The sequence below is a fragment of the Pseudomonas sp. AF32 genome (assembly GCF_022342325.2).
In the GTDB taxonomy this organism is placed as follows: domain Bacteria; phylum Pseudomonadota; class Gammaproteobacteria; order Pseudomonadales; family Pseudomonadaceae; genus Aquipseudomonas; species Aquipseudomonas uvaldensis.
Genome location: NZ_RQJK02000010.1, coordinates 170,306 through 191,570 on the forward strand (window position 1 = coordinate 170,306; position 21,265 = coordinate 191,570).

1 protein-coding gene is annotated in these 21,265 nt (G+C 65.0%); it reads right to left on the bottom strand.

The genetic code is table 11. From position 1 onward, the window contains the following. Nucleotides 1-80 precede the first annotated feature (80 nt). Nucleotides 81-21,265 (bottom strand): non-ribosomal peptide synthase/polyketide synthase (locus EGM97_RS11945; RefSeq protein ID WP_477788805.1); only part of this gene is annotated, 21,185 nt, incomplete at its 5' end.

The following is a 21,265-nucleotide window of genomic DNA, read 5'->3' on the forward strand; positions in this document are numbered from 1 at the left end:
AAATGACTCTATGTGCGTGTTTAATTCAGGCCCGGCCAGTACGGCACCGGGCTCCAGGTAAGTGCCCGAAGGGGGCACGGCTAGACAAGATCGCTGGCTTCCTCCTCATCGGGTACGGGCAGGCTGTCGTGCCACCAGGCAGCCAGGTTGTGGACATGGGGAGCCTTGAGAATCGTGAAATGGTTGCCCGGCCCGTACCAGATGCTCAGGTCGGGCACATGCTTGCGCCATCCTTCGATCATTTGTTGTTGTTCGCGTTGGTTGCCGGCCGTATCCAGGGTCGGATCGTTCGCCAGCACCAGCCGCACCGGCCCGGTGTACTGGTGTTGCGGTTGATAGACCGTGCGCAGGGCCGTACCGAAGGCCCGCGCCGGCCCCCGCATCGCGTCTACCGCCGAACGCTGCGGCAACATTCCGGCGCGGACCATGCCGGCATGCAGCAGGCGCATCTGTGCCGCATCGTCCTGGGCACCGAACACCGTGGCATCGATCCCGAGCGACTTGCCCGAGGCCAGTTGCATCGCCTCGATCAGTCGGTTCAGCACCCCCGTGCCGGTATAAGGCCTGCCCACCACGCCATTGCCCCCCGGCGACTCGCTGTCGATCAGGGTCAGCGAAGCGACCTTGCGACCACGGGCATGCAGGCGGGCCGCCATCTCGAACACGACCCAGCCACCGAAGGAATGTCCAAGCAAATGCACCGGCCCTTCGGGTTGCACTTTGTCGATTGCCTCGAGGTACGCCTGTGCCGCGGTTTCCACCAGGCCGAAGGGTTCCGTGCTGCCATCCAGGCCTCGGGGCTGCAAGCCATGGATCGGCCAGTCCGGGCCAAAGGCATCGGTCAGGCCAATGAAACCGGTCACGCTGTCTCCCGCGCCCGGCACACAGAAAATCGGAGCCCGGTCAGCGCGCCCGCCCTGGATCGTCAGCAATGGTTGGAACGCACGCTTCGTCGAGGAAACCGGACGTGACGTCACGGTGTGAAGGGCATCGCTTATGGCCTGGCCCAGCGCCTGCACGTGCGGCGCCTGCATCATGGTCTGGTGATTGCCCGGTACCTTGGCGCAATGTAACTGCGTTTTCGGCAGGACAGCGTCCCACCCCAGGTAGCCGGCGTGTTCAGGTGCGTCGTCCTTGCGCTCCTCGGCCACGAACAGGTGCACCGGTATCGAAATCGGATACACCATGTAATGGGCCAGCGCGTGACCGTGGGCGACCTCGCGATCCAGGTACTGCCAGAGCTGGGCGGCACTGTAGACCGCCAGTTCAGGTGGCAGTACACCCTGCTCGCGGCAATGCTGCACCAGGGCTTCGAACTCGAAATGGTCCAGTTGCCCTTGCAAGTCGGCCAGTTTGCCCAGGATCGATGCAAGCACCTCCTCACCCGGTGACGAGGCCCTCCAGAACACGTCGCAGCGGTCCAGCAGATGGAGCTTGTGGGCTTCGTCCAGGGCCCAGCGTTCACGCCCCTGGTCCACCAGTCGCGGCAGGTAGCTGTCGATCAGGCCGACGAACTCGACCTCTTCGTCCAGGCCGATGAGCTGGATGGCAGTCTCGTAGGCCAGGACCCCGCCGAAGGACCAACCGGCCAGGCGGTAAGGCCCTTGCGGTTGTACCGAACGGATGATGCCCACCAACCGCGAAGCCATGCACTCCATTGTCTGCAACTGCGGCTCGCCCCACTCCACGGCAGGCAAGCCATAGACCGGGATGTCCTCGTCGATGTATTTGCCCAACGCCGGGAAATAGAGATCCAGGCCGCTGAACTCATGCACCAGGAACAACGGGTTCTGGAGACCAGTGGTGCGCACCGGCACGACCGTTTCCTGCACCTGGACGTCCACGGTGCGGGACTGCAGCAGCGTCGCCAACGCTGCGACACTGTCGTGCTGGAACAACTCGGCCAGCGTGACCGTCAAGCCGGCCTGGGCCAACAGCCCCACCAGCCGGATCGCCAGCAGGGAGTGTCCGCCCAGCTCGAAGAAATAGTCCCGACGCCCGACCTGCTCCAGCTTCAGCACCTCGGCCCACAGACCGGCCAGCGTCATTTCCAGCTCGCCCTGTGGCGGCTCGTAGCCCCGGTCGCCGTAAGCGTGAGCCTCCGGCACCGGCAACGCGCCGACATTGATCTTGCCGTTCAGCGTCAGCGGTAGCGCCGTCAGGCGCACATAGGCCGCCGGCACCATGAACTCCGGCAAGCAGGCACGCAGGTGCTCGCGCAGCGCTTGCACATCCAGCACTGCTTCGTCCGCCTGTTCGGTGTAATAGGCGATCAGGCGCTTGTCGCCGGGGTTGTCCTCACGGGCCACCACCAGCGCCTCGCGCACGCCGTGGTACTCATGCAGGCGGGCCTCGATCTCACCAAGTTCGATACGGAAGCCACGGATCTTCACCTGTCCGTCGTTGCGATCCAGGTACTCGATCGTCCCGTCGGGCAGCCAGCAGCCCAAGTCACCGCTGCGGTACAGGCGCGCGTCGGCCCGGTTGCTGAACGGATCGGCGATGAAGCGCTCGTCCGTCAGGTCCTTGCGGTTCAGATAGCCGAGCGCTACACCGGCGCCGCCAATATGGATCTCCCCCGCTACGCCGATGGGCACTGGCTGGCCTGCGGCATCGAGGATATAGACCTGGGTGTTGGCGATAGGCCGCCCGATTGGAATGCTCGTCGCACCCTGGGGCACGTCGGTGACCGTGTGGGTCGTGGCGAACGTGGTGGTCTCAGTGGGACCGTAGCAATGCAACAGCTGCAGCGACGGCGCCAGGGCCAGCAGCCGCCGGAAGGACGCCGGATCGGCACGCTCGCCACCGCACATCAGGATCCGCAGGCGCGCCAGCGCATCCGGGATCAACATCACGTACTGGTTGAACATGGCGGTGGTCAGGAACAACGCCGAGACCTTCGCCTTCGCCAGCGTCTGGGCAAGCCGGGGCGAATCGAGCAACGTATCGTGATCGACGATCACCACCCGGCCGCCGTTGAGCAACGCTCCCCAGACTTCCATCGTACTGGCGTCGAACGCCGGGTTCGAGGCGAAGGCCAGCCGATCCCCGGGGCCGAAATCCGCATAACCGTTGTTGATCGCCAGGCGACCAATGGCCAGGTGCGGAACGATCACCCCTTTGGGATGGCCGGTGGAACCCGAGGTGTACATGATATAGGCCGGCGTATCGCTCGCCTGGACCGGACATGGGCAAGCTCGCTCGTCCAGAGCCAGGTGCAACGTATCCAGGTCCACCCGTGGCAACGCTTGGGGCACGGTTCTGTCGCTGGTGGTCAGCATCAGCACCGCCGCACTGTCCTGCAGGATGAAACGCTGGCGCTCCTCGGGTGCATGGTGATCCAGCGGCACATAGACCGCTGCGCACTTGAGGATGGCCAGTTCGCTGATGACCAGGTCGAACGAGCGATCCAACAGGATCGCCACCCGCGCCTGAGGTTTCACCCCGCGCTCCAAGAGGTACCGCGCCAGGCGACTGGCGCGTTCGTCCAGCTCCCGGTAGGTCAATTGTTGCTCGCCGTGCTGGAGGGCAATCGCCTCGGGCTGGCCAGTGGCCTGGGCTTCGAACAAGGCCTGTACCGTCTGCTCGCGAGGATAGACCGTGTCAGTGGCGTTGAACGCCACCAGCAATTGCCGACGCTCGTCCTGCGGTACGATCCCCAGCTCGCGCAGCGGAGTTTCGGGGGCGTGCTCCAGTGCATCGACCAGGCTTTCGAGTGCCGTGTGCATGTAGCCGCACACGCGCTCCGCTCCGATTCGGGCCGACACCGTGGCGCCCAACAGGAAGGCTTCGCCCAGGTCGTCGACGTTGAGCGACAACGGGTAGTTGCTCCACTCCTCGCCACCGAGCCCTTCGATTCCGCTCCAGGCCGATTGAGCCTCCTGGCTGACCTGGGTCGCACTGTGCCGGTAGTTCAGCAAGGCGCTGAACAACGGTGCCGGCGTGGCGACACCGCTGCAACGTTGGGCCAGTGCCAGCGACGCATGCTCGTGTCCCAACAGGGCGGTAAGACGCCCGTGAGTCGCCTGCACCCCGGCGCGAGCACCGAGGGTACCGACGTCAACCCGCAGCGGCAAGGTGTTGATGAACAACCCCAGCGCCCGGTCAGCCCCCTCGCCACCCTGCATACGGCCCATCAACACCGTCCCGAACACCACGTCGTCACGGCCGCAAACACCCGCCAGCACCCGCGCCCAGGCCAGGTGATGCAGGCTCGCCGCGCTCACCCCCAACTGCCGGGCCTGGGTCCGCAGACGTCGGCTCAAGGCCTCGTCCACGGGCCACTGTGCCTGCTCGACGTCATGGCTGTCGCCGCGCACGTCCTGCAGGCCGAACGGCAGGGTCGGTTCCTGGACATCCTTGAGCATGTCGCTGAAGAACGCTTCATGCTCGCCTTGGCTGACACCCAGCCGTGCCTGGGCCACATAGTTGCGGTATGGCACGGCCTCGCCCAGTTGGGCTTGTTGTCCCAGCAGGAACGCTTGCATCTCGTGCTGGATCACCTCCAGCGCGGTGTGGTCGAGGGCAATGTGATGGAACAGCAGCAGCGCCACCCAACGTTGCTGGTGGTCGTCATAGGCACAGGCCAGTCGCATCAGCGGCGCCTGGCGCACATCCAGTCGGTAATGCCGTGGATCGAATCGCTCGCGCAACTGTGCGGCGACGTCATGCCCAGGCTCGACCACACACTCCTCGACCAGCAGACAAGCGTTGCGCAAGACCACTTGCACCGGCTCGCCCAAGCCCTCCCAGAGCACGGCCGTGCGCAGGATGTCGTGGCGATCGATCACACCTTGCAAGGCGTCGACGAAGGCATCCAGCCGATTGCGGTCGGCCAGATTGAACAAGGCCTGTTGCAGATAGAGGTCGCCCTGTTGTGAGGCCATGTGGTGGTAAAGGATGCCTTCCTGCAACGGTGCCAGGGCGTAGATATCCTGGACATTGGCAGCGCCTCCCGGCACCCCGGCAACGATCTGCTCGATATGTGCCTGGGTCAGGTCGGCCAGCGGCAACATGTCCGGGGTGATCCGGGTGTAGCCCGGCACGATGCCGTTGGCCGGTACCGCCAGTTCCTCCATCCCACCCACGGCAGCCGCCAATGCGGCCAGCGTCGGTTGGCCGAACAACACCCGGACATCCGCTGCCAGGCCGGCCTGGCGCATACGCTCCACCAGCGTGACGGCCAGCAGCGAGTGGCCGCCCAGTTCGAAGAAGTGGTCGTGACGCCCCACTCGCTCGACGTTGAGCAGATCGGCCCAAAGCTGCGCCAGTAATGTTTCCACCGCCCCCTGGGGCGCTTCGTATGCACGGCTGATCACCGCGGCCAGATCCGGTGCCGGCAATGCCTTGCGATCAAGCTTGCCGTTGGGCGTCAGCGGCAGGACATCGAGCCGGACATAGGCCGCAGGGACCATGTATTCCGGCAACTGTGCCTGCAACCCGGTGCGCAGTGCTTCGATCCCTGGCGCCTCAGCGCCATCATGGACGGTGAAATAGGCGACCAGTTGCCTGGCTACCGCCCCGTCCTCACGGGCCAGCACCACGGTTTCCTTCACGCCCTGATGCTGCGCCAACCGGGCTTCGATTTCACCCAGCTCAATGCGGAAGCCACGAATCTTCACCTGATCGTCGTTGCGCCCCAGATAGTCGATAGTGCCGTCCGCCAGATAGCGACCCAGGTCACCGGTTTTGTACATCCGCGCACCCGGCACGGCGCTGAACGGGTCGTCGAGGAAGCGCTCGGCGGTCAGTTCCGGGCGATGCAGGTAACCACGCGCCACCTGCACCCCACCGATATGGATTTCGCCGGCCACACCCATGGGCACCGGTTGCCCATGAGTATCGAGCAGATAGATGCGGGTATTGGCAATCGGCTTGCCGATCGGTGTGCTGTCCGGTGTGTCGGCGCCCGAGCAGTCCCAGGCGGTCACGTCCACGGCTGCTTCGGTCGGGCCGTACAGGTTGTGCAACGCCACTTGCGGCAGTTGCGCCTTGAAGCGTCGCACCAGGTGCCCCGGCAAGGCCTCGCCGCTGCACATGACCTGGCGCAATCCAGCGCAGCCCTGGGCATCGCCATGGGCCAGGAACACATCGAGCATCGACGGCACGAAGTGCATCGTGGTGATGCCCTGGGCCTGGATCACCTCGCGCAGGTAAGCCGGGTCGCGGTGTCCGCCCGGACGGGCCATCACCAGCCGCGCACCGGTGAACAGCGGCCAGAAGAATTCCCACACCGAGACGTCGAAGCTGAACGGGGTCTTTTGCAGTACCGCGTCGTCAGCAGTCAGGCGATAGGCCTCCTGCATCCACAACAGCCGGTTGACGACCGCGCCGTGCTCGTTCATCACGCCTTTGGGCAGGCCCGTTGAACCGGAGGTGTAGATGACGTAGGCCAGATGGTCGGCCCCCAGGTCCGGCAACTGCGGGTTGTCGGTCGGCCAGGTAGAGAATGCCTCATCGTCCAGCAGCAATACCCTGGCGTGCGTCGCAGGCAGGCTTGCCTGCAATGCACCTTGAGTCAGCACCACCGTCGGCGCGCTGTTTTCCAGCATGTAGGCCAGTCGGTCGAGCGGATAGTCCGGGTCCAGCGGCACATAAGCGGCACCGGACTTGAGGATGCCCAGCAGGCCGGCCACCATGTCCAGGCTGCGGTCCGCACAGATTGCCACGCGGTCGTCAGGGCGCAGGCCCAGGGCGAGCAGCCGGTGCGCGATGCGGTTGGCGCGCTGATTCAGCTGCCCATAACTCAGTGTCTGTTCGTCGAACACCACGGCGACGGCATCCGGGGACGCCTTCGCCTGCGTCTCGAACAAACCGTGCAGGGTCAGCCCTGTCGGGTAATCGACTTGCGTGGCGTTGAAGGTATCCAGCAGGTGCTGACGCTCCTGCTCACCCAGCAATGGGATCTGCGCTACGACAGCTCGTTCGTCGGCAACCATAGCGCGCAACATGCGCTCGAGATAGCCGAGGTAGCGCTCCATCGTGGCCTGCTCGAACAGCGCCGTGGCGTACTCCAGCGAGCCGAACAGGCGACCGTCGATCAGTGCCATGTCCAGCAGCACATCGAACTTGGCGGTGCGGCTGGTCACTCCCAGCCCTTGCAGCGACATGTCGTGCAGTTCCAAGCCGCTGGTTTCACTGTTCTGCCACGACAGCATGGCCTGGAACACCGGACTATGGGAAAGGCTGCGCAGTGGCCGGACCACCTCTACCACCTGCTCGAAGGGCAGGTCCTGATGGGCCTGGGCGTCCAGGACCCGGGCCTTCACCTGTTGCAACAAGGTGTCGACCGTCAGCTCGGCCGACACCTCGATACGCACGGCCAGCGTATTGACGAACAGGCCGATCAGGTCCTGAACTTCCGCCTGCATACGGTTGGCCGTCGGCGTACCGATGACGACATCGTCCTGCCCGGACAAACGCCCCAGCACCGCCGACCAGGCGGCCATCACCGTCATGAACAGCGTGGTGCCGTGCCGCTGGCTGAGCGCCTTGAGACCGGCGGTCAGGTCCTCGTCGAGGGCGATGCCTACCGCATGGCCGGCGTGGTCCTGTTGTGCCGGCCGCGGCCGGTCGGTGGGCAATGTCAGCAACGCGGGCGCGCCAGCCAGGGTTTGCCGCCAGTAGCGTTCCTGTTTCTCCAGAACCTCGCCCGTGAGCCAGCGCCGTTGCCAGACGGCGTAGTCGGCGTATTGCACCGGCAAGGCCGGCAGCGGGTCGTCGTGGCCTTGACTGAACGCCGCGTACAGCAAGCCCAGCTCACGGGTCAGTAGGTCAGCGGACCAGCCATCGGAGACGATATGGTGCAGGGTGACCAGCAGCACATGGTCCTCGTCGGCCATACGCAACAATCGACCGCGCGCCAGCGGGCCTTGCGCCAGGTCGAAGACCTCACGTGCCTCTTCCTCGGCGATGCGCGACAGCGCGGCCTCGGCGTCCGGAGACTCTGTCAGATCGTACAGCGACAGCGCGAAACCGATGTCGACCGCAGCGATGCGTTGCACAACCTCCTGACCTTGCGCCTGCACGAAGGTCGTGCGCAAGGCTTCGTGGCGGGCGACGATGCGATCCAGGGCGCGGCCCAGCGCGCGAACATCCAGGGCGCCCCGCAGGCGCAGGCCGGTGGGGATGTGATACGCCGCGCTGCCGGCATCCAGCTGGGCCAGGAACCACAGACGCTGCTGGGCAAAGGACAGCGGCAGAACCTGCTCGCGGGGCACCGGCACGATGCCCGGTCGTGTGCTGCGCGCAGCCTCGGACAACACCTGGGCCAGCGCGCTCAATTGCGGTTGGGCAAAGACATCACTCAGGTTCAGCTCGACACCCAGTTGTTCACGCACCTTGGCGATCAGACGCATCACCAGCAACGAGTGGCCGCCCAGCTCGAAGAAATGATCGTGACGCCCCACCGACTCGACGTTGAGCAAGTCCTGCCAGATCTGCGCCAACGCGACTTCTGTGGCGCCTTGCGGCGCCTCATGGGTCCGGCTGGCATAGGCCTCGGCATCCGGGGCCGGCAACGCCTGGCGGTCGAGCTTACGGTTCGGCGTGAGCGGCAGCGCGGGCAGGCTGACGAACGCCCCCGGCATCATGTAGTCGGCCAGCCGCGCCGACAGTTCGGCACGCAAGACAGCGGCACTCAAGGTCACACCGGCCTGGGGCACGACGTAGGCCACCAGGCGCTTGTCACCCGGCAGGTCCTCGCGCACGATCACCGCGGCTTCCTTGACCCCGGCACATTCGCCCAGGCGGGTTTCGATCTCGCCCAGTTCGATCCGGAACCCCCGCACCTTGACCTGGAAATCGTTGCGGCCCAGGTACTCGATACGCCCGTCAGGACGGTAACGAGCCAGGTCGCCGGTCTTGTACATCCGGGCGTCGGGCTGGTCGCTGAATGGATCGACCAGGAACCGTTCGGCATTGATGGCGTCGAGGTTCAAATAGCCCCGTGCCACACCGTCGCCACCGATGAAGATCTCTCCCGCCACCCCGAACGGCACCGGTTGGCGCTGCCCGTCGAGCAGATAGATGCGGGTATTGGCCATCGGCGTACCAATGGTGGCGTTGCCGGCCATGGCGCTGGCGTCATACTGCATGTAGGCCGCGGTGCAGGATACGGTGGCCTCGGTCGGCCCATAGGTGTTGATCAACTGCGTATGAGCCGGACGTACCGCGTCCCACATCTGCAGTTTCTGCATGGACAAGGCGTCGCCGGTGACGTTGACCAGCCGCACGTCGCGCAAATGATCCCGGGCCAGGGCCGGCGTGTTGTGCCATTCGGCCGCCAGGGTATGCCAGTGCGCCGCGGTCAAGTGCAGGAAAGTCGGCCGGACGTCGCTGTCCTGCTGCAGTTCGGCGCTGCCGAACAGCGTGCGGGTCGGCGCCAGGGTGGCCCCGGCGACCAGCGCCGGGAAAATCTCCTCCACCGACAGGTCGAAATTCAATGTGTTCTGTTGCAGCACGGTATCGGCCGGTGTCAGGCCGAACAGCCTGACCGCGTCGACGCAATAGTTCACCAGGCCTCGATGCTCGATCATCACCCCTTTCGGGGCACCGGTCGAACCGGAGGTATAGATCACATAGGCCAGGTGACGCACGCCCAGTGATGCAACGACCGGGTTGTCATCACGGCCGGCGGCAATGCCTTGCTGCCTGCGTTCGGCGTGATCGAGCAACACCACCGGCGCCGACAGCGGCGGCAGGCGGTCCTGCAGCCTGTGTTGGGTCAGCACGGCCACCGGGGCGCTGTCGGCCAGCATGTAGACCAGCCGTTCAGTCGGATACGCCGGATCAAGCGGCACGTAGGCGCCACCGGCCTTGAGGATCGCCAGCAGGCCCACCAGCATTTCGGCGCTACGCTCGACGCAGATCGCCACCCGGTCGTCCGGACGGATGCCCAGGCCGATCAGGTGATGAGCCAACTGGTTGGCCTGGCGATTCAGTTCGGCGTAGCTCAGGCGCTCGCCTTCGAAGACCACCGCGATGGCCTTCGGCCGGGCCGCGACCTGGGCTTCGAACAACTGATGGATCGTCTGTGTGTGAGGATATGGCGCCTGGTTGGCGTTGAGCCCCACCAGCAGATGCTCGCGCTCGGTATCGTCCAGCAGCGAGATCCGGTCAACCGGCATCTGTTCGTTCGCCACCATGGCCCGCAGCAGACGCTCGAAGTAGCCGAGGTATCGCTGCACCGTGCTCGCGTCGAACAACGCCGTGGCGTATTCAAGGGTGCCGAAGACTTGCCCCTGGAGCTCGCCCAGTTCCAGGGACAAGTCGAACTTGGCGACCGTGTTCGCCACGCCCAGCCCTTCGAGCTTCAAGTCCCCCAATACCAGCTCGGTGCTGTCCAGCGTCTGCCACGACAGCATGACCTGGAACAGCGGACTGTGGGACAGGCTACGCACCGGCTTGAGCAGCTCTACCACCTGCTCGAACGGCAGGTCCTGGTGCGCCTGGGCCCCAAGCGCCTGGGCCTTGACCCGGGCCAGCAGGGTTTCGACGGTCGGCGCGCCGGACACATCGACGCGCACGGCCAGTGTGTTGACAAAGAAGCCGATCAGCCCTTCGATTTCCGACCGTGTGCGGTTGGCCGCCGGCGAACCGATCACCACGTCGTCCTGCCCCGAAAGACGGCTCAACAGCGCCGCCCAGGCGGCCATCAACGTCATGTACAAGGTAACGCCGTGGCGTTGGCTCAAGGCTTTGAGCTCTGCGGTCAGGTTCGCGTCGAATGCCACCGGCAGCGCCGCCCCGGTGTAGTCCTGCTGCGCCGGGCGTGGTCGATCCGTCGGCAGCATCAGCAGCGCCGGCGCATCGGCCAGGGTTTGCTGCCAGTAATTGCACTGGGCCTGCAACACCTCGCCGCTCAGCCAGCGGCGTTGCCAAACGGCGTAGTCGGCGTACTGCACCGTCAGGGCCGGCAGCGGATCGTCCAGGCCATGGCGGTACGCTTCGTAGAGCCCCGCCAGCTCCTTGATCAGGACACCAATGGACCAGGCGTCCGAAACGATGTGATGCATGGTCACCAGCAGTACATGGTCTTCGTCACCGAGGCGGATCAACCGTCCCCGGATCAGTGGGCCGTTCTCCAGGTCGAAAGCGTCACTGGCCTCCCGCACCGCCACGGCGTGCAGCTCGGCTTCAGCATCGGTGTGAGCGTGAAGATCCTGCCGTAACAGGGCGAATCCTGCATCGGCCGGTGCGATACGCTGCAAGGCTTCTACGCCCTGGTTGTGCACGAAAGTGGTACGCAACGCTTCATGACGAGCGACGATGCGATCCAATGCCCGTTCCAAGGCGACAGCGTCCAGGACACCGCGCAAACGTAGCCCGGCGGGCATGTGGTAGGCCGAGCTGGCGCCTTCCATCTGTGCGAGGAACCACAAGCGTTGCTGGGCGAACGACAGGGGCAGCGCTTCGTTGCGGGCCACCCGGACGATCTCCGGCAAGGTGCTGCGCCCGGCTTGGGCCACCGCCTGCGCCAGTTCCTTGAGCGGCGGATGAGCGAACAGCTGCGCCAACCCCAACTCCACGCCCAGGCGCAGGCGCACCTGGGAAATCAACTGCATCGCCAGCAGCGAATGGCCGCCCAGTTCGAAGAAATGGTCGTGGCGACCGACCTGCGGCAGGCCGAGCAGCTCTTGCCAGATCTGCGCCAGGGTGGTTTCGATCTCGCCTTGAGGGGCTTCGTATCCGCGGCTGATGACCGAATCCTGGTCCGGCGCCGGCAAGGCCTTGCGGTCGAGTTTGCCGTTGGGGGTCAGCGGCAAGGCATCCAGACGTACGTAGGCCACGGGGACCATGTAGTCCGGCAGTTGCGCTTGCAGGTGACTACGCAGGGAGTCGATGTCCGCCGTTGCCGATTCGGTGAAATAAGCAACCAGACGCTTGTCGCCCGGTACGTCTTCACGGGCCAGCACCACCGCTTCCTTGATATCGGCCTGTTGAGCGAGTCGGGCCTCGATCTCGCCCAGTTCGATCCGGAAACCGCGAATCTTCACCTGATCGTCGTTACGGCCCAGGTATTCGATATTGCCGTCCGGCAGGTAGCGACCCAGGTCGCCGGTCTTGTACATCCGCGCGTTCGGAACAGCGCTGAACGGATCCTTCAGGAAGCGTTCAGCCGTCAGGTCGTCGCGGTTGAGATAACCCCGCGCCACCCCGGCACCGCCGATGTAAATCTCGCCCGGCACGCCCAGGGGCACCGGTTGTTTGTGTTCATCCAGCAGGTAGAACTGCGTGTTTGCCACCGGCTTGCCGATGTGCGCGGCAAACCCATCCTCGCGAGCCATCGATACCCAGCTCGAATAGGTCGTGGTTTCCGAAGGTCCGTAAAGGTTGCACAGGCGCTTGACTTGGGTCTGCTCGAACAGACTTTCCACCAGGCTGCGTTTAAGAGCCTCACCCGCCACGTTGACGGTATCCACGCCCTCACCCAACCCACCCGACTCCAACAACGCCTTGAGCGCCGACGGCACGGTGTTGATCAGGGTAATGTCGTGCTCGCCCTGGTGCAGTTCCAGCACATTAGTGACCACTTCGATGCTGCCGCCACAAGTCAGCGGCGCAAAGCACTCATAGACCGCCAAATCGAAGTTCAACGAAGTCGAGAACAGGGTTTTCGACAGGGTATTCGAGTCAAATGACCGATGCGCCCAGGTCAGGAAGTTCACCGTGTTGCGGTGTTCGATCATCACGCCTTTCGGCAACCCGGTGGAGCCGGAGGTGTAGATCACATAGGCCAAATGCGACGAGGTCAGGCCCGGTACTTGCGGGTTGGGGGCCGCCTCGTCTTGCCAGACACCTTTATCGAGGTCGATCACCGGCACCGCCGTGTCGCCCAGCAAGGCACGTGTCGTGCCTTGCACCAGGATTGCCGCCGGGGCGCTGTCCTGGAGCATGTAGGCAATCCGATCCGCCGGATACGCCGGATCCAGCGGCACGTAACCGCCACCGGCCTTGAGGATCGCCAGCAAGCCCACGACCATGTCGAGGCCACGTTCGACGCAGATCGCCACCCGCGAATCCGGCTGCACGCCCTGTTTTTGCAGGTAATGCGCCAGCCGGTTGGCAAGCCCGTTGAGTTCCCGGTAGTTGAGTTGCTGCCGGCCATGGCGCACCGCCACGGCATCCGGCGTGCGCCGTACCTGTTCCTCGAACAGGCCATGGATCGTTTGTGTCTGCGGATACTGCGCTTGAGTGGCGTTGAACGTTTCCAGCAATTGCTCGCGCTCCGCCGCCGGTACGATCCCGATTTCACGCAATGCCGTGTCAGGCGCCTGCTCCAGCGCTTCGACCAAGCCTTCCAACGCCGTGTGCATGTAGCCGCAGACACGTCGCGCACCCACCTGCGCCACTGCCTGGGCCGTGAGCAGGAAGCCCTCGCCCAGGTCATCCACCGACAGCATCAATGGATAGTTGGTACGTTCTTCCATGCTCAGGGTATGGATCCCGTGCCAGGCCGAGATGGCCGGGTCGGACGGCGTTTGCGCCGCGCTGTGCCGGTAGTTCAGCAAGGCGCTGAACAGCGGCAGCGACGCCGGCACGCCACTGCAGCGTTGGGCCAGGGATAACGAGGCATGCTCGTGCCCCAGCAACGCCGACAAGCGTCCATGGGCTGCCCGGACGCCTGCACGCACGCCTTGTGCGCCCACGCTGATGCGTAACGGCAAGGTGTTGATGAACATGCCCAGGGCGCGGTCGGCTCCTTCGCCACCCTGCATCCGGCCCATCAGGACCGTGCCGAACACCACCTCTTCGCGGCCCGAAACACGCCCGATCACCTGAGCCCACGCCAAATGGACCAGGCTCGCCGCGCTTACGCCAAGTTGACGGGCCTGGGCACGTAGACGCTCGGCCAGTCCGGCATCCACGGCCTGCTGCGTCTCTTCGATACCACTGCCATCACCCTGCACGTCCTGCAGGCCGAACGGCAGCGTCGGCTCGTCAATGTCAGCGAGCATGTCGCGGAAAAACGCTTCGTGCTGCTCACGACTCACGCCCAAGCGGGCTTGCGCCACATGATTGCGGTACGGCACGGCCGGTGCGAGCTGCTCCGACTGGCCCAGCAGGCTGGCCTGCATTTCATGCACCACCACCTCGAGAGCGGTGTGGTCCAGCGCCATGTGATGGAACAGCAGCATGCCGACCCAGCGCTGGTTCGTCAGGTCCTGCGCGTAGGCCACACGCATCAACGGTGCCTGGGCGATGTCGAGCCGGTAATGCCGAGGATCGAAACGCTCGTGCAGCTGCTGCACCACATCGCCCGCTGCGGCGTCCACCTCGATCTCTTCGAGCGCCAGCGTTGCATGGCGCCAGACCACCTGCACCGGTGCCGGCAACCCTTGCCACACCATGCTGGTGCGCAGGATATCGTTTCGCGACACCACGCTTTGCAAGGCCTGGGCAAAGGCTTGCAGGCGTTCGCGGTTGTCAAAACCGAACATCACTTGCAACACATAGGGGTCGCCCTGCTCCGCCGCCAGATGGTGGTAGAGAATCCCCTCCTGCAACGGCGCCAATGCGTAGATGTCCTGCACGTTGGCCACGCCGCCCGGCACCGTCGCCACGATGCGGTCGATGGCGTCCTGGTCCAGGTCGGCCAGGGGCAGCATGTCCGGGGTGATACGGGTGCAGCCGTCCGGGATCCGGTTGGCCGGCACCGTGACTTCGTGGGCCGTGCTCATGGCCCCGGCCAGTGCTGCCAGGGTCGGCTGACCGAACAACACCCGCACGTCGGCGGCCAGCTCGACCTGACGCATGCGCTCGATCAATTTCACCGCCAGCAACGAATGCCCGCCCAGCTCGAAGAAGTTGTCGTGGCGTCCGACCTGCTCGACCTTGAGCAAATCCTGCCAGATCCGGGCAATAGCGACTTCGACTTCACCTTGCGGAGCCTCGTATCCGCGGCTCACCACCGCCGACTGATCGGGTGCCGGCAAGGCCTTGCGATCCAGCTTGCCGTTGGTGGTCAGCGGGAAGGCGTCGAGCAACACGAAGGCGCTCGGCACCATATAGTCCGCCAGCGAACCCAGCAATTGGCTGCGCAGCTCGGCTGCGGACGGCTGTGCGCCCTCCTCGGCAATCACATAGGCCACCAGGCGCTTGTCACCCGGTTCGTCTTCGCGAGCGATCACCACCGCCTCGCTGACACCCTCGCAGGCCGCCAGCGTGGCTTCGATCTCTCCCAGCTCGATTCGGAAGCCGCGGATCTTCACCTGGTCGTCGTTACGTCCCAGGTATTCGATGCTGCCGTCGGCCAGCCAGCGGCCCAGGTCGCCGGTCTTATACATCCGCGCGTTCGGTTCGCTGCTGAACGGGTTGGCGAGGAAGCGTTCCGCCGTCAACTCGTCGCGGTTCAGGTAGCCACGGCTGACGCCCGCGCCACCGACGTACATCTCGCCCACCACGCCCACCGGTACCGGTTCACGCTGAGCGTCGAGCACATACAACTGCAAGTCGGGGATGCGCTTGCCGATGGGGCTGACGCCGGTCAGTTGCGCGTCGGCGGCTTCGAGGGCGCGGTAGGTCACGTGCACGGTGGTTTCGGTGATGCCGTACATGTTGACCAATTGCGTGCCGGCGTTGATAGCCCGGGCGTACCACGGCTTGAGGATGCCGGTTTCCAGGGCTTCGCCGCCGAAGATCACCTGGCGCAGGCTATGTTTCAGCTCGCTTTCGCCCTGGGCCGCGATCAACTGGCGGAACGCGCTCGGCGTCTGGTTCAGTACCGTGACACCGGCCTCGCACAACAGCGCGTAGCAGTCCTGCGGCGAACGGCTGACCAGTTGCGGCACCACCAGCAGACGGCCGCCGTGGGTCAGCGCGCCCCAGATTTCCCAGACCGAGAAGTCGAACGCAAAAGAATGGAACAGTGCCCAGACGTCCTGCGGGCCGAAGTCGAACCACGGCTGCGTGGCCGAGAACAGCCGTGCGACGTTGCGGTGCTCCACCATCACCCCTTTGGGCAGGCCGGTGGAACCCGAGGTGTAAATCACATAGGCCAGATGACTGGAGTCCAGCCCCGCCACGTGCGGGTTACGGACGGATTGCTCCTGCCAGTCGTTGCCGTCGAGCTCGACCACGGGGACCGCCACATCGGCCAGCACACCACGCGTCGCGGTGTGTGCCAACACGGCAACCGGCGCACTGTCCTGCAACAGGTACGCGAGGCGCTCAGCCGGATAGGCCGGATCCAGCGGCACGTAGCCGGCGCCGGACTTGAGGATGCCCAGCAGGCCGACAATCATGTCCAGGCCGCGCTCGACGCAGATCGCCACCCGATCATCCGGACGGATCCCCAGGGCCAGCAAGCGATGGGCAAGCTGGTTGGCCCGGGCGTTGAGCTCGCCGTAGGTCAGCGTGCGATCCTCGAACATCACCGCCACCGCATCGGGTTGCGCGGCGGCCTGAGCTTCGAATTGCCCGTGGATCAGCGCGTCGTGGGCATAGGTTTGCGACGAGGCATTCCAGCTTTCCAGCAATTGCCGGCGCTCGGCCTCTGGCAGGATCTGCAGTCCATTCAGAGGAGCCAGGGGCGATTGCTCCAGCGCCTCGACCAGATTCTCCAGGACACATTGCACGTAGTTGCAGACCCGTCCGGCGCCAATCGGTGCCTGGGCCATGACGGTCAGGTTGAAATCCTCCCCCAGGTCGTCCACCGACAAGGTCAGCGGATAGTTGGTCCGCTCCTCGCCGTCCAGCACCTGGATACCTTCCCAGGCAGCCAGGGCTTCGCTGGTCGCCGTCTGCGTACCGAGATGTCGATAGTTGAGCAAGGCACTGAACAGCGGCGCCGGCGCCGCCACGCCGCTGCAACGCTGCGCGAGAACCAGCGAGGCATGCTCATGCCCCAGCAGAGCGGTCAGCCGGCCATGGGTGGTCTTGACGCCGGCCCGTACCCCCTGGCCTTGCAGATTCACCCGCAACGGCAAGGTGTTGATGAACATTCCCAACGCCCGGTCGGCGCCCTCACCGCCTTGCATACGGCCCAGCAACACGGTGCCGAAGACCACATCGTCCTTGCCCGACACGCGGCCGAGCACCTGGGCCCAGGCCAGGTGATACAGGCTGGCCGCACTCACGCCCAGCTGACGAGCCTGGACCCGCAGGCGCTTGCAGAGCGAGGCATCGACCCGCTGCCGGACCTCCTCGATCCCGTGTCCGTCGCCCTGCACGTCCTGCAAGCCGAACGGCAGTGTCGGTTCGCTCACATCGCCGAGCATGTCGCGGAAGAACGCTTCGTGCTCCTCGCGGCTGACGCCCAGTCGCGCCTGGGCCACGTAATTGCGATAGGGCACGGAGGCCGGCAGCAGATGCCCGCGCCCGGCCACATGGGCCTCGATTTCCGCCGTGAGCATGCCCAGGGAAGTCGCGTCATCGACCATATGATGGAACAGCAACATGCCAACCCAACGACCGTTCGCTGCATCTTCGGCATACCCGAGGCGCATCATCGGCGCCTGACGGATGTCCAGGCGGTAATGACGGGGGTCCAGGTGGGCCCGCAGTTGTTCGGCGATATCGCCCGCCGCGGGGTCCAGCACCACTTCATCCAGGCCCAGCGGCGCTTCGCGCCAGACCACCTGTACCGGCTCGTCCAATCCTTCCCACACCACCGCCGTGCGCAGGATGTCATGCCGCGACACCACGCCCTGCAAGGCACTGGCGAAGTCATCCAGCCGTGTGCGGCTGTCGAAAGCGAACAGAATGTATTGCAGATAGGGGTCGCCTTGGACCGCAGCGAGGTGGTGATACAGAATCCCCTCCTGCAAGGGTGCCAGGGCATAGATGTCCTGCACGTTGGCCACGCCGCCCGGCACCGTTGCCAGTACGCGGTCGATGCCGATCGGGTCCAGGTCAACCAGCGGCAGCATGTCCGGAGTGATGCGCAGGCAGTCGTCCGGAATGACATTGGCCGGCACCCGGATCTCATGACGTCCCCCCACGGCCGCGGCCAGCGCCGCCAGAGTCGGCTGGCCGAACAGCACGCGTACATCGGCCGTCAGGTCGACCTGGCGCATGCGCTCGATCAACTTCACCGCCAGCAGCGAATGACCGCCCAGTTCGAAGAAATGATCATGGCGGCCGACTCGCTCCAGGTGCAGCAAGTCCTGCCAGATCGCAGCAATGGCCGTTTCGACTTCGCCTTGCGGGGCCTCGTATTCACGGCTCACCACCGCGGACTGGTCGGGCACCGGCAAAGCCTTGCGATCGAGCTTGCCGTTGGTGGTCAGCGGGAACACCGTCAACATCACGAAGGCGCTGGGCACCATGTATTCAGCCAGCGAACCCAACAGCTCGGCGCGCAGCTCAGCCGCCGTAGGAGGCTCGCCTTCTTCGGCAATCACATAGGCCACCAGACGCTGATCGCCCGGCGTGTCCAGGCGTGCCAGCACCACGGCTTCCCGCACACCCGTGCACGCGGCCAGTTTGGCTTCGATCTCGCCCAGCTCGATACGGAAGCCGCGGATCTTGACCTGGTCGTCGTTACGCCCCAGGTATTCGATGCTGCCGTCCGCCAGCCAGCGGCCCAGGTCGCCGGTCTTGTACATCCGTGCGTTCGGTTCGGTGCTGAACGGGTTGGCGAGGAAGCGCTCCGCCGTCAGCTCGTCGCGGTTCAGGTAGCCACGGCTGACGCCCGCGCCACCGACGTACATCTCGCCCACCACACCCACCGGCACCGGCTCGCGCTGAGCGTCGAGCACGTACAACTGCAGGTCGGGGATGCGCTTGCCGATCGGGCTGACACCGGTCAGTTGGGCATCCGCGACACACAGCGCACGGTAGGTGACGTGGACCGTGGTTTCGGTGATGCCATACATGTTGACCAGTTGCGTGCGGGCATTGGTTTCGCGGGCGTACCAAGGCTTGAGAATGCCGGTTTCCAGGGCTTCGCCGCCGAAGATCACCTGGCGCAGGCTGTGGCGCAGGTCACTTTCGCCCTGGGCGGCGATCAACTGGCGGAACGCGCTCGGCGTCTGGTTGAGGATGGTCACCCCAGCCTCGCACAGCAATGCATAGCAGTATTGCGGCGAACGGCTGACCAGTTGCGGCACCACCAGCAGACGGCCGCCGTGGGTCAGCGCGCCCCAGATTTCCCAGACCGAGAAGTCGAAGGCAAAGGAATGGAACAGCGCCCAGACGTCCTGCGGGCCGAAGTCGAACCACGGCTGCGTGGCCGAGAACAACCGCGCGACGTTGCGGTGCTCCACCATCACCCCTTTGGGCAGGCCGGTAGAGCCCGAGGTGTAAATCACATAGGCCAGATGACTGGCGAGCAGACCCTGCACATCGGGGTTGTGCGACGGTTGCTGACCGATAACATCGACATCGGGCGAATCGAGCATGACGATCGGCACGCTCATGGGTGGCAGGTGGTCGCTGCATTGCGACTGAGTCACCAGGGCCACCGGACGGCTGTCGTGCAGCATGTAGGCCAGGCGTTCCGCCGGATAGGCAGGGTCCAGCGGTACATAGCCGGCGCCGGACTTGAGGATGCCCAGCAGGCCGATAATCATGTCCAGGCCACGCTCGACACAAATCGCTACCCGATCATCCGGACGGATCCCCAGGGCCAGCAGGCCATGGGCCAACTGGTTGGCCCGCCCATTGAGCTGGGCATAGGTCAGCGTCTGGTCTTCATACACCACGGCTACCGCATCAGGCTGGGTGACGGCCCAGGCCTCGACTTGACGGTGGATCAGGGCGTCCCCGGCATATTCGATGTCGCAGCGGTTCCAGGCATCGACCAGTTGCTGGCGCTCGGCCGCGGGCAGGATGGACAAGGCTTGCAACGGCGTCTGTGGCGCCTGCTCCAGGGCCTCGACAAGATTACTCAGGGCTGTCTGCATATAGCCGCAGATACACGTCGCACCGATGGAGGCGTCCACCAGCGCCGTAAGGGAAAAGTCTTCGCCGAAGTCGTCGACGTTCAGCGTCAATGGATAATTGGTTCGTTCATCACCGTTCAGCGCCTCGATCCCGCTCCAGGCCGAGCGCGCGTCTTGGGTCACCTCGACGGCGCTGTGCCGGTAGTTGAGCAAGGCGCTGAACAGCGGCGTCGGTGCGGCCACGCCGCTGCAACGCTGGGCCAAGGCCAGGGAAGCATGTTCATGCCCCAGCAGCGCTGTCAGCCGGGCATGAGTCGCCCTGACTCCGGTGCGAACATCCCCGTCCCCCACATCCACCCGCAACGGCAACGTGTTGATGAACATCCCCAAGGCCCGGTCAGCCCCCTCGCCACCCTGCAGACGCCCCAACAGCACCGTACCGAAGACCACTTCCTGCCGGCCGGCGACCTTGCCCAATACCTGGGCCCAGGCCAGATGCACCAGACTGGCGGCAGTGACGCCCAACTGACGTGCCTGCGCCCGCAAGCGCCGGGACAGTGCCGGGTCCACGGCCTGGCGAGCTTCATCGATCCCGTGTCCGTCACCCTGCACGTCCTGCAAGCCGAAAGGCAGGGTCGGCTCGTCGATATCACCGAGCATTTCCTGGAAAAACGCTTCGTGCGCGGCTTCGCTCGCCCCCAGGCGCGACTGGGCCACGTAGTTGCGATAAGGCATCGCCTCGCCCAACAGCGCCCCTTGCCCCAGCAGGAGCAGTTGCATTTCACGCTGCATCACGTCCAGCGCGGTATGGTCCAGCGCCATGTGATGGAACAGCAGGATCGCCACCCAACGCTCCAGGACCTCGTCCTGGGCGTAGACCAGTTGCAGCATCGGCGCCTGGTGCAGATCGAGACGGTAGTGCCGTGCATCGAACCGGGTCGCCAGTTGCGTGGCCACGTCGCCGGCGGTGGCCTCGGGTTCGAAGCGTTGCGGCGCCAGTTGCACCTTGCGCCAGACCAGTTGCAGCGGTTCGTCCAGCCCTTCCCAGACGATGCTCGTGCGCAGGATGTCATGGCGATCGATCACCACTTGCAACGCTTCGACGAACGCCTCGAAACGCGCCAGGCTGTCGAAGGCGAACTGCGACTGCAGCACGTACGGGTCGCCCTGCTCGGCGGCCAGGTGGTGATAGAGAATCCCTTCCTGCAACGGCGCCAGCGGGTAGATGTCCTGCACATTGCGGGCACCGCCCGGCACCGTCGCCACCACACGATCGATCGCCTCCTGGGTCAGGTCCACCAGCGGCAGCAGGTCCGGGGTGATGTGTGCGCAATCGGCCGGAATACGGTTGTCCGGCACGCTGATTTCCTTGCCACTGCCCACCGCCGCCGCCAGCGCCGCCAGGGTCGGCTGGCTGAACAGCACCCGCACGTCGGCGC